Below are 13,992 nucleotides of genomic sequence, written 5' to 3'. Positions count from 1 at the left end.
TTTCTTTCCAGCTTTTTCAGTAGTGTGTTTCTCTACTCCACCTTGCTTTTTCCCTTTTTTCTTAGAACCAAACAGCGGTTTTCCATTCATTTTCCGATAAAAGAAAAATCCCACAATGGCTATCGCTGCAAAATATATCATTTCTAACATTTATAAGTTCTCCTTTGCCCATGTAGTTGGCTCGTACCCTTTTCTCCACTTACCTTTTTCGGAACGGCTACGCATTTTGATAAGTAGATACTTATCTAGATACATGTGTTGTTTTTCTTTATATATAAACGCAAACGTTATGACACCTATTACCGTCGGTAGTGCTAAAATTAAGCAAATAAAAAATGCTACTACCGCATCAATAGGTGCAAATAGTCGCCATAAAAATGGTACATATAAATAAAGGGATGCTCCGCCACCTAATAGATAAATCAATTGGCGTTTGCTCAGCACACCTAATAGTGTTTTTTGTTCCGAAGTCATATCAACAGGAACGGTTACTTTTCTCATTTTGTTTCCTCCCTTGTATAAGAGAAGCTCTCCCCAAATAGAGGAGAGCTTGTACAAACTCTTATGTTAGATTGTCGTAACCCAAGCAGCGATATCGTAAGCTTTGATCATGACAAAGCCTCCAATTGCCGCGCAAGCTAAACCAATCATAGCTTGTGTACGGTTTTCAGGGTTCTTCCCTTGTGCTCCAGATAGTTTAATAGCTGCAAATACAACGCAAGCTGCCACCCAAATTCCCCCAAAACCAATTAAGGTTTTCACCAAAGTGTTCATGCTTTTTTGAACGGTTTCAGCATTACCGCCACCACCATTACCACCAAGCCCTTTCGAAAAACTATTTTTTGCCAGTAAGAAATCTCCTACTGATGTTGTCATAAGTTTTGCAGACAACCAATTCAACATAATTCCTGCACCTCCGGATGTTTTTGCTCGCAAAACGCAAAAAGACCCCAATACACGCACACGTCCCCTAAGGACATGGCGCATATTGAGGTCTTCTCTTATATGCGAACTGATTAAATTTATATTTTATTGTAAAATCTTATTACGTTTATATTATAGCAATACGATTTTAAAAATACAACCCCTTATTTACATCTTTATTATTTTTTAACCTCTTGGTTTGGATCGTACCATACCATTTGAATTTGAAAAATATCACTGTCCTTAAGACCTAAAACATTCATTTCCTCTTTCAATGAGCGCGATGGTTTTATTTTTATTGACTTTGTACTTTTGTCTCTCAGTGTATACACATGTACATAATAACCTTCTTTTTCCTTTTGCATATTAACATACCTCTAACGACTTTATTTGCAATATTACACCCCTTAAGTATGTAAAAATTACACAGTAAGTATATAATTATTCTTTCTCTTCGAAAAATGAATCTAATGCAACCGAAACAACTTCTATTTTTTTCGCTTTTCTTAATGCTGCCTCTCTAGGGTTAATTATTATTTCATTACTATTTAAGATAGATTGCAACACATCGTATATATCATGTAATTCAGTTTCATTTACCTTGTCTATCATTTCATGTAGCGTATCCCTGGTTACCTTCATATTTATTTCCTCTTTCTTTGCATATATTCTCTTAATTTCATTATAGCTTAAGAAAAAATATAGTTGTAATCACAAAATGGGCATCTATCAAAAATAAAAAAACAGGTAATTGTTTGTAATCACAACTACCTGTTTTATACCATTTATATTTACTCTTTATTTTTTAGAATTTCATTAACCTCTTCCACACTTAATTCAGTGGCTTTCGCTACTTTCTCTATAGGTACACCGACATGAATTAAATTGTGAATCATCTCTATCTTAGTTGCAATTCTAGTCTCTTCAGTGGCTTTCTTGGTAGCTATTTCTGCGGCTTTTTCTTCTGCCGTTTCTATTTCTGATATTCTATCTTTTATTGCTTTTTCTCTAGCCTCATATAAGCGTAAAAAATCCTTATCGCTACTTAAACGCTCCCAATCCTCTATTGCTTTTTTCAAAACTGGATCTTTTTCCATTGCTATCGCCTCCAGGATTGTTGTTAATCTCTCATCCTCATGCGCAGGGAATAATAATAACCAACGCGCTAAAGAATTTTCCCATGGATTCATTCGTTCTCCTCGCCATTCTTGAATCACTTTTGGAATTTCAAGAAAATGCAACTGCATATTTTCAGTAATAATGCGCTTCGATTTCTTGTTCATCACTGTATTAACATTATGAAACTCTTGCTCTTCTGGAAACAGAATGAAATCTACTATGTTAATACAAATGGTTGGTCTTAATTCTGTGTACTTCATCCCTTGAGTCATTTGAGAATAATACATGCCAGCCCAGTAGAACAAAGAACGCTCTATCATATCTTTTTTGTCTCGAACTTGAATCTCTATATTTAATTTTATACCATTATTCAGAGTAGCTCGCAAATCTAAAATAGATAATTTATCATCCTTCTGCTCTCTTGGAAGATGCGGATCATCTAAGTGCAAAGATGTAATTTCTTCATCAATAGATGATTGTAGTACCGCATTAAGAAACCCTATTAATATATCTTCATTTCCTTCTACTCCAAACAGACGCTTAAAAGCATAATCAACTCGTAAATTTACTAGATTCTTTTTTACATAGACACTCATGTTCTTCCTCTACCTTTCTCGTTTTAAAATTGTATTTTAGGACATAAAAAAAAGATAGAATTACAATTCTATCTTTTCCCCCTCTATTCATCTCACCAAATATGGATACTAGTTATTTAATATATACGAAATATCCTCTTCACACATATTTGTCGCATTTGCAATTGTCGTGATAGAAACTCCTTCACTATAAAATCGTTGAATGAGTTCCATTCTTTCTTGTTCCCTAGCTTTTTTGTCTACGTCCATTAATTGTTGCATAATATCCATATCCTTCATACACACCTTTCTTTTATATAAAATCCCCTAGCTAAAATAATATGATTTATTATATTGTGCGAAAAACGGGCTTGAAAGAAGCTTGCATTGCATCATCGAGACCTTTCCCTTGTGTTGGGTTCCATGCTGCAATAACTACGTTATAGCCCACTCGCTTTAACTCTGTCGCAAAGTCTATAAGAGCTTTCCTTACTTTTTGATTCTCTACTAAATCGGCATCAAACGCTAAATAGACATTTTCTACACCCATATCCTTTAATACAGGCATAGCAATTCGCCAAGCATTTACACCAGGAATCGCTAGAACCGTTGTTCCTATTTCAGAAATCTCCTCTTTATTAAATCTCTCTGGAATCAAATCAGCAATCAAATCGGCTTTCATAGGTCCTTCTGTGATCATCACTGATTTCGTTTGATGCAATGTACCAGAATTCCAATGTTTTAAATGAGAACTTGGTACCGCTACATGTACAGGAAGTGGATTTTCACTACCACCTGCACCAGTCCCTTGATTTTTGTTTGCTGATGAGAGCCATAGATATTTTTGCCCTTTATGGATCTTTACAACAATTTGTCCCTCTTGAAATGGAATCTCTACCTTTTTGCTCACTTCTAGTTCGCCTTCAAAGATACAATCACCATCTTTAGTTATCTTTACAACATTAGGCTGCTCGATTAATTCCGCTTGAACTCCAGGAGATGCCGATTTCACATGCACGGAGTTTTTCACTTCATCCACACGAACCTGCCATCCAACAATTTGATTGTACTGGTTTCGAAAAGGAATCAATATACCAGGAGATCCTGACATCAAACGAAGAGAAAGTTGACCTTTCCTCATCTCATAAAAGCCCGGGACGCCCTGCCAACAGTTTTTATTCCCCATCTGTTTAAATAACTGCTCCCAAACAGTCGTATACGTATTATCCTCATCTAACACAATTTGTTGTTTTAAGAAAGATCGATATTGACGTATTTGTATTTGTTCTTCAGTCATTTTTCTATCTTTTAATAAATGTGTATGATGATGCTCCTGTAATGGTATGAAATCCATTAACTTACGATTAATCACATCTAATTCTTCATTACTTTTCTTATCATGAATTTGAACTTCATCTGCCTCAGGCAATTGATACTTATCTTTTCCATTTATGTAGTGAATGTAGCTTGGATTTCCCGTATTTTTTCCATAAATCCATTTACTTTCTACACGCGTACATGCAACCTTCTCTTGCGAAATATGCAGCATGCAATTACCTGTATCATGACAAATCGGACACGTGACACGGTAAAATTCCCACCAGCTACCTCTTGGATAAGCACTCGTTAAACGAAATTGACCTTTTTGAATGTTATAATTCATTATTCCCCACTCCTTGTATACTGTTTATTATATATGGAATTGCTACTTCCATTAAACTCTTTATACTTCTATTCAGATATTCTCTTTGTTCTCCTAACGGATATACAAAAGAATATGTACCACAAACTAAATAATCATTTCTATGTTCTTGATCTAGCAAAGCTGATTCTACATATGCTTCAAATGCTCTAGCAAACATCTCATGATTCGTAGACCAATACTTTTTGGTTCTCTTCTTATCTAACTGAATGGCTGTATCAAAGTATACAGACCCTTTCGCTTGATACGATATTTCATTAAGTTTTTCGCCTGTTTTTTTATAGTGATAAGCAGCCAACATTTGTGCGGTTTTCTCAAATTCTTTTTCAAGCTTACGTTCCATACGCGTCTTAGCTGCCCCTGATAAGGTATCCAGCTTTTTGTACGAACTTAAGTGATAGGATTCTAGAATACCTGACACATTTCCCTTACATACATCATAACTATTGATGACACTACCATAGAAATACCACTTTCTATCATAAGCACTTTCCACATTAATTACTCTGGCCACTTTTCCTTGTTTACAGGCATCTAGCACAGCTTGCATCTTTTCCTTAATAATAGCAGGCAAAATATTTCCGATACTCTTCCCACTTGATAGGAAAGCAAGGCTACCATTTTTAAAATCATGACTACAATCATATAAGAAATGATCCAGTGCATGTCCCCATTCATGACACAATGCCCCAACTCCATTATCACGAGTTAAATTAATGACTTTGGTAGAAGGTTCATAATGTGCTAATGCATTGCCGCTTCCTCTCGCACCAATTGCCAGCCCTAAGCGTCCTCCTAGCCCTAAATACTCAGGTGGAATTCCCAATATACGAGCTACATCATGTAACGCTTCAAATACATGACTAATATGCTCTTTTGCATATTGTTCGGTGCAATAATGACCAAATTGCATCCCCTTTAACCCAAACATAGCAACTACTTCTTCAGGTTTGGTAGCAAATTCTATTCCTGGTCCTTTTCTCTGGAGAGTTTCTGGCAGTTTCCTACTCCAAGCAGCTGCAGACTTCTTACGAGTCGTAACCTTTTTTGTAAGTAAATCATTCCATGTTAGTTCATGTGATACACGAAGATACGTAGAATTAATACTTTTTGAATTTGTACAAAGTGATATGAATTTCTTTCCTAATATTAATAACTCCATACCATCTGCATCAACAAACTCATCAAAATATTCTTCTACCATTCTTTTAAATGTGTACGTGACATTCTTATCTCTTTTAAATGCATACCAACCATTTTTCATTTCCTTACCGTAAGAACCAACAAGATCTATCCATTGTTCTGAGGTATGTACTGACTGTATATCATGCCATATTCTTCTACACGCTTGCACATACAGTTTCCTTGCAGTCGGTGTATCTACAATTGGCTTCTTATCAATTCTGCCCACTAGTAATTGCTTTAACTTTGCAACACGTGCCGGGATATCATTTTCTTTTTCTAGTTCAAAGGAAAATGGAATCAATGTATTTCGATCCAATGCATTTAGCGCCTCTACTGGAGATTCTTTTTCAATTTCTGCTAAAACTTCTAAAGAAAATGATACTAAAAATGATTCTTTTAAGGCTCTTAGCTCTTTCTTAGCTCCTACTAATTTCTCACCAACATCATAGCTGTATCGATTGCGAACTTGTTTATCTGTCCTCACATCTTGTACTATTATGTTTTCTCTTACCTCTAAATCGAACAGTTCAAATAAATTCACGCTAAAATCCTCCTTAATAAAATAAAAAGACAGAAATTCATAGTCGTTTTTAACTACGGATTTCTGTCATTCCCTCTGTCTGTACACTTTCACATGATTTTGCAAATTACTCATTAAGATACACTCACACCTGTTAAAGAGAATAGATCTTCTTTTGTCGGATTTAGTACCTGTAACCAGCTATCTACATTTAGAAAGTTTACTTTTTTTAATTCTTCACCTTTTTCTGCACGCTTAACCACTTCTAACACTCCATTATGATGCACAATCATAGCTAGATCATCCTTCTTAAAAAGACAATCCACACCTGCAGGCTTTACATAATGGCTGTGTAGAATCGGTTTCCATTTCTTAAGGGAATACCCTTCTATTTCTAGGAAACCGCGGATTGCAGTAAAGCGATAACTTGTCCCTCTAAAGCATCGCTCCAATAAAAAAAGGAAATCTCGTATACATCCATTGAAATAGACATGATACAAATTGATTTCCCCTGCTTGTTTGGCTGCTCGCTGTGACAAGTTTGATGGTTTAATGGAAAACTGATAACAATCTCGTTCCCAAAATGCTCCTTCCTTTGTAACTCTCATTCTTAATGCACGCAAATTTGGCATAAAATCATCTGGATGTGCAGAACAAAATATAGATACTTCATAACTCATTTTCATTTCAATTTCCCCCTGGTTATATATTTATTATTTTTCTACTTCACAACAATTGATCACTTTACACTTAGAATAGATAACTCAAAAATATGAAGAAAAAGTAATACTCGATAAAGCCACGGCAAATGTTTTTCTCCATAATACATGTAAAGTTCTTTCGTTTCCCTTCTATAGGCAAATTGAACACCTAAGTGTGTAGGAAGTTTTGATATGTCCTCCATTTCAATGTTTTGAATGATCTCAATAACGGTATGGGGGGACTCCTTTAATAATTTCTTCAATGGTTCAAGAGATATATTAAATAATCTACTACACTCCTTAGTACGCTCTTTGTTATATTTAATAATTCTGGCCAATTCTTCTACAGTCGGATCAAATAAAGGATTTGTAACCTCTACATACTCAGACATTACTTTTTCTAATGTACAATCCATTTTGTTAATAATATAAAGACCCCATTCCTTAAACGCATCTTCTAACGTACATGGATAGCCATACACCTCTAAACAGTACTTCCTTTCAAATGGAAAATAACAATCTTCTTCACAATCATGGTTTAAAATTGGTAAAAAAATCGTATTGTAATACTCATCAGAGTTGATGTGTAAGGCTGTCATTTTATCTGCAATATAATCTTCTGTATCATAGCTAATGCTAGAATCACGCTTTCGAATTGGTTGAGTAACTTCATTCCTCTGAAAAATTTTTATTATCTCGTCTAATGATAGTAATGGTTTATCTAGTGTAATTGCATGTTCGTATTTCATTATAATGATCCCCTTCCAAAGCAAAAAAAACACAAATCTTGTGTTTTTTCTCACAGTGTTTTTTATTTGTATACCTAAATCTAACTACCTTTTTCAAGTGATTCCTAACTTGAAAACAACACAAAAAGGGCTCCTTCAAGTCGATTAAAAATGTGCATAGCAAAAAAAGCTATATATACACTAATCGGCTCAAAGAAGCCCTTTCATAAATGAAACAAGACGCAACTTGCTTCTACAACTCAACCACAACACAATAAGGTGTGGGAATAAACGGAATCAATTAAACAATAACTATAATTCCATATTAATGAATTCAAACAAAAATTTCAACAACCTTATGTTTCCTTATGAAGATTTTTCGCTCCGTTCTATTTTCCAGTGAATATCTTTGTACAATTTCAAAAGGTGCAAATAAAAAGACACCTAAGTGAGGTGCCTTTTCGAAACTTGTTAACGCGAGTAGCAAACACAATGAATCTTTCTCGGTGTCACTACCATCTTATGTTCAAGATTCTTAAATATGCCTAATCGTTAATGTGTAATTTCTATATAACAAAGAAAAATGCACCCGTTATGGATGCTTGATTAGCCTAAAAAGACAGTTGTTGCAGTTTTTATAGCGAGTGCCTTCATTATTTCAAATGGGATATTCCCACCTTTTTCTGAAATAGTTTGTTTTAACTTATTCCATACTGTATCATTTTTTATTGCATCTAAGAACTCATGTCCATCCCATGTTAATGTACTATGAATCCATATTGGAGCGTTATCAGCATAGAATATTTTATTCTCTGTAAAACCAGCTTGTTCTAATAAATTCAAGTGATAAACTGCTACCTTTCTATCAATTTCAGACGGAATATTCAATTCCTTGCTATTATCATCTTGTTCCTCAATAAGTACCAATAATTTTCTAACTAACTCCATATCTCTTTTCATTTGCAATTCCCCTTTTAAGTTTAATTCTCCATATTTATACATTGTAGCACTATTTTCCATTAGAGAAAAAATAAAAAGCCATCACTGAAGTGGCAGCTTTCAAGGGGATGGGAGAAAAGAGAGAAAACAAATGGAAAAGTTTCTCTTAGATGAAGGCTGAGTACTATCAACCTTCTTCAAGCCACCGCATCATGTAATTTTCTAGCTCTTATTAGCTACGTGCTTTACGTTCGATGGCTATGAGAAGACTAAGAATCTTCTCGTTTATACTCCGTGGAGCTGGTCAATATGGAGAATATCGACTATCATAATCCAAATTTTAGAATATAATCTCTCGTGAATAAAACTCAATATTCCGTCAATACTATAGACAACCCATTAAGTTACTTTCTCCTTGTTCCCCCTTGGAGAACCGAGCAGTTAGCTTTTGCTAACTGTTCTTTTATTTAAAATAGCGTTTTTGTTCAAAATGATGCCCGTCCTCATTTGGACGAATTTACCAGTATTTTTACCAGAAAATTCATGATATGGTTAATTAGTCGAGTACGTCATTACTTGACGATTACCCTTAGAAGCCCCGCAAACAATCGGGGTTTCTTTTATTTAAATAACGATTTTGTTCACTTTTATAGATTACTATTCCACATAGTTGAGTTTTCCTTCTAGGACTTTTATAAAGTTAAAGTGTCCATCGAGATAACAATCATTGATATAATCCCCAAAATATATTTCATTAACTTCGTTTAAAGTAAAATTTTCATTTTTTCATTCAACCAAGTTCATAACATATTCTTTTCCTCTGATAAAATAATGATTAGGTGTCCCACGCGCATTTTATCCCCTGGAAATCATACATTTCATGTACTTACGTATTAGAAACTTCATTTCTGCTTCTTCAGCAATAGCAATTTTGTTCACTTTTTTGATACATTTATGAAACATTCACATGTTATCTTCAATATGTTCTATTCTTTTTGAAAAACCATGTGAGAATACCAAAATAAGAAGCCCTAGAGCCCTAACTCTAGGGCTTCTTGTTTTCAAATAAGGATTTTGTATTAAATCTGCACCAATTTTAAGACGCATACATACCATATCTTGTGCACCTTTTTTATATAAATCTTTTTCATTGGGCGCCTTTAAAAGCGCTCTTTTTATTGAAAAACTACACAAAGAGAAAAAACTCATACAATGTAAAATGTACCCTATAGAATAGACTTTTTTCGAGTGTCAATTCTATAGGGTACATTTTATTATTTTCTGTCTTTTTTATTTACCTTAAATTAATCCATTCATAGCTTGCCCACTCTTTTGGTTTCTTATCGTACTTAATACGACCAGTCGTACAAAATGAAGCAATCATCCATTGTATAAGGTTCATCTTGGCGTATGGGTCAACACACTCCTCAATTTTTTTCAATTGATAACCGGTACTATTTTTCTGCCAAATTGTATATAAACGAAAATGTGTTGTCGTAACAAGTCTAGCTTTTGTTGTAACTTGCCATTTTGCAATTTTCGTTAAATCCTCTTTGACTTTTCTATCATACTCTTGTTTTATGACTTTATAACTCTTATCTTTATTAATTAATCCATTAGAAAATGAAAAAGGCATTTGATGCACCTCATAGACGGTTCCTTCTTCATCCCCTAAAATATTTGATTCTACTAGAAATATATTCTTTAGTTTTAACTGTTCCGTTAATTCTTTTCCGCTCCGATAAAAAGGTTTTTTCATCTTCTGAAGCAGAACAACTTGTACAATTAATCCGATAAGTAACGGATACGCTAGTATAAACACCATATGAATGAACATATTTGCCATAAGTACCCCTACTAGTGCGAATATCGTGAAATAAATATATGTTTCTCTTTGATGAATGATTCTACTATTCAAGCTAACATACCTCCGTTTTGATAGATAGTGAAAGCAACATACACAATTGCTCCTAATAAAATAGAACAAGCCCCTGGAAAGCTCTGTATCAGCTGTATTTCTTTCTTTGGTAGTTTTGCCCCAAATATAGAAACAGCATGCTCCAATTGGTCTTTAATCGCTCCTACAAACCCTAGAATTTTAATTAATCGATACACACTAGCAATCCAAAAGAATAGTAAATGGAAAGCTGTTAATGTAATAGCGGTAAGCATAGCCGATTCCTCTACTACATTACTAACATATAAAGCTACCACCACAAGCATTTTCGTATCGCCGGGTGAAGAGAATTTAAACGTCTCTAACAACAAACCACACGCTAAGGCCATAACTAGTACAATTACAATCTCTTTTCCTGCTCTTATTCCGGCAAAATACGTGATTCCTATACCAACAATTAATAATAATAGATGCCATATATTTTTCGTTTTTCTATATTTCAAATCAGTAAATACATTCAAGGTCATATATCCTATTAGTATTCCTATTACATATATACTCATAATTTTTCTCCTTATTTTCCGGTTTTAATGGATTATTACGGTCCACTCACTACAGACCAAGTGACCGTAGATGTATAAGTGGCTTGCCTATCCTTCCCTACATAAGTTGTCCCTGGATCTAACTGCAGTTGTAATCCATTTTGTCCAAAATCGACTTGATATTCTCCAATTGCTACATCTTTCGAAGCCTGGATAATAGTGTGTCCTGCCCCATTATCAATAGGTGTATTTGGGATCTGTACAATAGGTTCCCCTGTCTCTGGACCTTTTACTTTTGTTACACTCACTTGATTTTTTAAGGATAGAGAACCCTTTGGCAATTGTTTTGCTATGTTCGACTCTGTAAATTGCGAAATAGTCATATTCAATCTCCATCCATCAGCTTGATTTCGACTATCATGTATCGTGAGTTTCCCTAATGAGCCAAATGAATTTTGTTTTTCTCCATTTAATTGAATCGGACTGAACTCTACACTTTTTGGCACAGTGAGCATGTCTACCTGTCCTTTTTGTGTGGTAAAAATATGCTTTGTCGCACTTTTATTTCCAGCTTTATCTACCGTTCGGATATGTACATATTGTGGTTTCGCATAATCAGTAGGAAACTGAATGCTAGTCTGATTTGTAAACTGAACACCACTTACTTTATCAAGTGATGTGTCGGATTTATCATTCACTACATATTCATATCCCTTTACGCCACTTGTTACAGTTGCAGGAACTTCCTTAGAAAATTCCGAGACGCCATTCCTACCAACTCCACGGATTTTATAATGATAGGTACTCCCATCATCTTTTGCAGGGGCAAACGTTACTTTAGTTTCTTTCAGTTCTCTATTTTCAATTTGGAAGCTTCCTGGTGTTGTGGGCACTGCCTGATCTTTTGCTTCTTTATCTACATAGTCAGAGAGTCTACCTTTATATATTTGCTGATTCCCTCGGTATACTTCTGCTTCCGATGCGTATCCCACTTTCAACTCATCTACATATGTAATTCCTTCAGAATAGGCAAGCATATAAAAAGTTACGCCTCGTTGCTCAGTAATATAAAACGGATTATTTGCAACTTGAGTATTCATACTAAATGTAGACCATCCATTTATGTCTTTGTTCGTATCATTCTTTGTGACTGTACGATTATTCGGTAATTGGATAGGTGCAGCCCATTTTCTTGTTTTTAGGCGATCCCCTTGTTTCATTGGAGTCACAATAGGACTATTTAATATTAACTTTCCATTTCCAGAACCATCCTGATAAGGTATCACCTTATCTATCATGGGAGAATCTTGATACACATCTTTGTTTATATCCGAAGTTATATGTCTTCTATCCCTTGGTATGTTGGTACCGGGTTCCCTCTCTGGAAACAAAAAGATATTACTAATTTCTAATTCTTTTGAACCGCTTGGAACATCCTTTAAAACAGTAGCGTTATAATAATCAAATTCTCTCCCTGTTTCCCAGCTTCCGTCACCATAGAAACTAATTCTCCCTAATCCTTGTGACTTTGCTTTAAATGTTGCTGAAATATAAGCATTATTTGGTACGTTTAATCGCTTAAAAACAGCAATGGAACTCTCTCTTACTGTATAAGGATATAAGACTCGATTACCTCCCGATTTTGTATCAAATACTTTGTATCCGCTAGTATCGGTGCCACCTGGATAAAAGACTTCAGTTTGTAAACTTTGATTCCCATTCCCGTAAAATTCCCCCCAACCACTCATCAAATTGACTTCTTTCGGGTTATTAAAATCAATTTTCCATAATACATCCTGCTCTAAGATATCAATCGCCCATTCTAGCTTCACTTCATTTTCTTTTCCATTTGCAGTGAGGGTTGGAATACCATTTTGCTGTTTTACTACTTGATCAGCCAATATAGAGTTATCTTTTAAATCAATAAATAAGCACGATATACTTAAAAGTATGATTGAAGTAAGAACCTTCCCCCATTTCACTGTTTTTCCCCCCTTTCCATTTCTATACTATCTAAGATGCCTTCTTTTCCTCCTTCTGATTTGCATGTTTCTTTCTCCACCATACAAATACAAACATTGAAACGATTAATATAAAAACACCAGCCGCTATTATATATATTTGATTAGAATACCCAGGCAACACTTTTACTGCCCCTGTTTGTTCCGCATACTCTGTCACATTTGAAGCAGTTATACGTATCGGTTCTGTATATGTTTTGAATATTCCATTCTCTTTTATTGTGACTTTTAGTGTATACTTTCCATCTTTGTATTCTTTCGCTTTCCATGGGATCGATAAGCCTACCTTGGATTTTGGCGCTACATTGAATGCTGAAATATTACCATGAAAGATAACTTTATCCTGGGATAAAACTTCATAGTAAACTGCTACATCCCTTACAATATTTGCATTTGTATTTTGAATAAGTGCATGGACTTGTGGTTGTGTTGGATAAGATTCAACAGTTGTGCCATTTAATTTAAGAGGTGTTTTATTAATTGAATTTTCAGTCTCTTCATTATTCAATTTTAACGCTACCGCATATTCAATGCGATTATGTACAGAGAAGTTCAATCCGTCTTTTTCAAGATTCTGTGCTTTTGTATCTTGCGCTAACTCAAATAATAATCCGCCCAAAAATACGCCATCTTGATTTGGTGTCGTTAAATGTACCTCAATCGTTTTCGTTTGATTCCCCTCTAAGGAAACAGCGTCAGGAGCTTGAACATACTGATCCATATAGAAATCTTTATCTATTAATATACTTTGTGAGACTTCACGATTTGGTACATACATAATACCACCGTTTGTAGAGGTGAGAGCGTTGGCAACTTTTACATTGACTCTGATTGGATTATTAGCTTTATTGTGTACATCCAATTTTACTGTTTGATTCTGTTTCTTTTTTACCTGTAAATTAAAATAATTTTTTATATCACCTAGTTGATTATCTGGGACATGAATGCTTACATCAAACGGTAAACTATCTTGTTTTTCTTCTGCATAAACAACTTTAAAAGGTTTTAGGCTTACACTTAAAATGAATATAATCGCGATCAAAATACTAATTAAAATTTTATATACATAGCTTTTCATTCTGCCCCTTCTTTCTATGTACAGAAGAGAATCATACATACGTGATTCCCTTCTGTATAAT

At 34.6% G+C, this 13,992-nt stretch carries 16 protein-coding genes; all 16 read right to left on the bottom strand.

Annotated elements, in window-relative coordinates:
* Positions 1–150: 150 nt before the first annotated feature.
* A complete protein-coding gene (locus tag ACTFRM_RS25300; RefSeq protein ID WP_001233532.1) occupies positions 151–501 on the bottom strand; it encodes a PrgI family protein in 351 nt (116 codons plus the stop codon).
* A 66-nt stretch (positions 502–567) separates the two neighbouring features.
* On the bottom strand, positions 568–987 hold the full coding sequence (locus ACTFRM_RS25295) for a hypothetical protein (RefSeq protein WP_001216651.1): 420 nt from the start codon (positions 985–987) through the stop codon (positions 568–570).
* A gap of 116 nt (positions 988–1,103) precedes the next feature.
* Positions 1,104–1,289 (bottom strand): hypothetical protein, encoded by a 186-nt coding sequence (locus ACTFRM_RS25290; protein WP_440021072.1) that lies wholly within the window; start codon positions 1,287–1,289, stop codon positions 1,104–1,106.
* 76 nt (positions 1,290–1,365) lie between these two features.
* Positions 1,366–1,566 carry a hypothetical protein gene (locus tag ACTFRM_RS25285; protein WP_000869336.1) on the bottom strand — a complete coding sequence of 67 codons (201 nt, stop codon included), beginning with the start codon at positions 1,564–1,566 and terminating at the stop codon, positions 1,366–1,368.
* Positions 1,567–1,715: 149 nt separating this feature from the next.
* Positions 1,716–2,639, bottom strand: a complete 924-nt coding sequence (locus ACTFRM_RS25280; RefSeq protein WP_000118202.1) for an Rpn family recombination-promoting nuclease/putative transposase — start codon at positions 2,637–2,639, stop codon at positions 1,716–1,718.
* Between the two features lie 108 nt (positions 2,640–2,747).
* Positions 2,748–2,900: a hypothetical protein gene (locus ACTFRM_RS25275; RefSeq protein WP_193533723.1), complete on the bottom strand. Its 153-nt coding sequence runs from the start codon at positions 2,898–2,900 to the stop codon at positions 2,748–2,750.
* Positions 2,901–2,967: 67 nt separating this feature from the next.
* Positions 2,968–4,281 (bottom strand): DUF3854 domain-containing protein, encoded by a 1,314-nt coding sequence (locus ACTFRM_RS25270; RefSeq protein ID WP_001108747.1) that lies wholly within the window; start codon positions 4,279–4,281, stop codon positions 2,968–2,970.
* Positions 4,271–6,046 carry an LPD1 domain-containing protein gene (locus ACTFRM_RS25265; protein ID WP_001048049.1) on the bottom strand — a complete coding sequence of 592 codons (1,776 nt, stop codon included), beginning with the start codon at positions 6,044–6,046 and terminating at the stop codon, positions 4,271–4,273. Before ACTFRM_RS25265 ends, ACTFRM_RS25270 begins: the two co-directional genes overlap by 11 nt.
* 113 nt (positions 6,047–6,159) lie before the next feature.
* Positions 6,160–6,711: a hypothetical protein gene (locus tag ACTFRM_RS25260; RefSeq protein WP_440043738.1), complete on the bottom strand. Its 552-nt coding sequence runs from the start codon at positions 6,709–6,711 to the stop codon at positions 6,160–6,162.
* A 53-nt stretch (positions 6,712–6,764) separates the two neighbouring features.
* Positions 6,765–7,475, bottom strand: a complete 711-nt coding sequence (locus ACTFRM_RS25255; protein WP_000873000.1) for a hypothetical protein — start codon at positions 7,473–7,475, stop codon at positions 6,765–6,767.
* A gap of 585 nt (positions 7,476–8,060) precedes the next feature.
* Positions 8,061–8,414, bottom strand: a complete 354-nt coding sequence (locus tag ACTFRM_RS25250; RefSeq protein WP_440021078.1) for a DUF2513 domain-containing protein — start codon at positions 8,412–8,414, stop codon at positions 8,061–8,063.
* A gap of 942 nt (positions 8,415–9,356) precedes the next feature.
* Positions 9,357–9,602, bottom strand: coding sequence for a hypothetical protein (locus ACTFRM_RS25245; RefSeq protein ID WP_440043736.1), 246 nt, complete (start codon positions 9,600–9,602; stop codon positions 9,357–9,359).
* Between the two features lie 85 nt (positions 9,603–9,687).
* Positions 9,688–10,311: a hypothetical protein gene (locus ACTFRM_RS25240; RefSeq protein WP_440021081.1), complete on the bottom strand. Its 624-nt coding sequence runs from the start codon at positions 10,309–10,311 to the stop codon at positions 9,688–9,690.
* Positions 10,308–10,853, bottom strand: coding sequence for a hypothetical protein (locus tag ACTFRM_RS25235; protein WP_440021083.1), 546 nt, complete (start codon positions 10,851–10,853; stop codon positions 10,308–10,310). The genes ACTFRM_RS25240 and ACTFRM_RS25235 overlap by 4 nt, the downstream gene beginning before the upstream one ends.
* Before the next feature lie 35 nt (positions 10,854–10,888).
* A complete protein-coding gene (locus ACTFRM_RS25230) occupies positions 10,889–12,814 on the bottom strand; it encodes a WxL domain-containing protein (protein ID WP_440043734.1) in 1,926 nt (641 codons plus the stop codon).
* Between the two features lie 31 nt (positions 12,815–12,845).
* Positions 12,846–13,931 (bottom strand): WxL protein peptidoglycan domain-containing protein, encoded by a 1,086-nt coding sequence (locus ACTFRM_RS25225; RefSeq protein ID WP_440021085.1) that lies wholly within the window; start codon positions 13,929–13,931, stop codon positions 12,846–12,848.
* Positions 13,932–13,992 lie beyond the last annotated feature (61 nt).

This window comes from Bacillus cereus group sp. MYBK227-1 (assembly GCF_051916325.1).
GTDB classification, from domain to species: Bacteria; Bacillota; Bacilli; order Bacillales; family Bacillaceae_G; genus Bacillus_A; species Bacillus_A cereus.
Note: the sequence above shows the minus strand (reverse complement) of the source record. Positions and strands in the feature narration are given on the sequence as shown.

Excerpts from the sequence above, each read along its gene's own strand:
- ACTFRM_RS25255 (WP_000873000.1), bottom strand. The coding sequence starts at position 7,475 with ATGAAATACGAACATGCAATTACACTAGATAAACCATTACTATCATTA.
- ACTFRM_RS25300 (WP_001233532.1), bottom strand. The coding sequence starts at position 501 with ATGAGAAAAGTAACCGTTCCTGTTGATATGACTTCGGAACAAAAAACA.
- ACTFRM_RS25285 (WP_000869336.1), bottom strand. The coding sequence starts at position 1,566 with ATGAAGGTAACCAGGGATACGCTACATGAAATGATAGACAAGGTAAAT.
- ACTFRM_RS25225 (WP_440021085.1), bottom strand. The coding sequence starts at position 13,931 with ATGAAAAGCTATGTATATAAAATTTTAATTAGTATTTTGATCGCGATT.
- ACTFRM_RS25245 (WP_440043736.1), bottom strand. The coding sequence starts at position 9,602 with ATGAGTTTTTTCTCTTTGTGTAGTTTTTCAATAAAAAGAGCGCTTTTA.
- ACTFRM_RS25270 (WP_001108747.1), bottom strand. The coding sequence starts at position 4,281 with ATGAATTATAACATTCAAAAAGGTCAATTTCGTTTAACGAGTGCTTAT.
- ACTFRM_RS25295 (WP_001216651.1), bottom strand. The coding sequence starts at position 987 with ATGCGCCATGTCCTTAGGGGACGTGTGCGTGTATTGGGGTCTTTTTGC.
- ACTFRM_RS25280 (WP_000118202.1), bottom strand. The coding sequence starts at position 2,639 with ATGAGTGTCTATGTAAAAAAGAATCTAGTAAATTTACGAGTTGATTAT.
- ACTFRM_RS25235 (WP_440021083.1), bottom strand. The coding sequence starts at position 10,853 with ATGAGTATATATGTAATAGGAATACTAATAGGATATATGACCTTGAAT.
- ACTFRM_RS25275 (WP_193533723.1), bottom strand. The coding sequence starts at position 2,900 with ATGCAACAATTAATGGACGTAGACAAAAAAGCTAGGGAACAAGAAAGA.
- ACTFRM_RS25250 (WP_440021078.1), bottom strand. The coding sequence starts at position 8,414 with ATGAAAAGAGATATGGAGTTAGTTAGAAAATTATTGGTACTTATTGAG.
- ACTFRM_RS25290 (WP_440021072.1), bottom strand. The coding sequence starts at position 1,289 with ATGCAAAAGGAAAAAGAAGGTTATTATGTACATGTGTATACACTGAGA.
- ACTFRM_RS25260 (WP_440043738.1), bottom strand. The coding sequence starts at position 6,711 with ATGAAAATGAGTTATGAAGTATCTATATTTTGTTCTGCACATCCAGAT.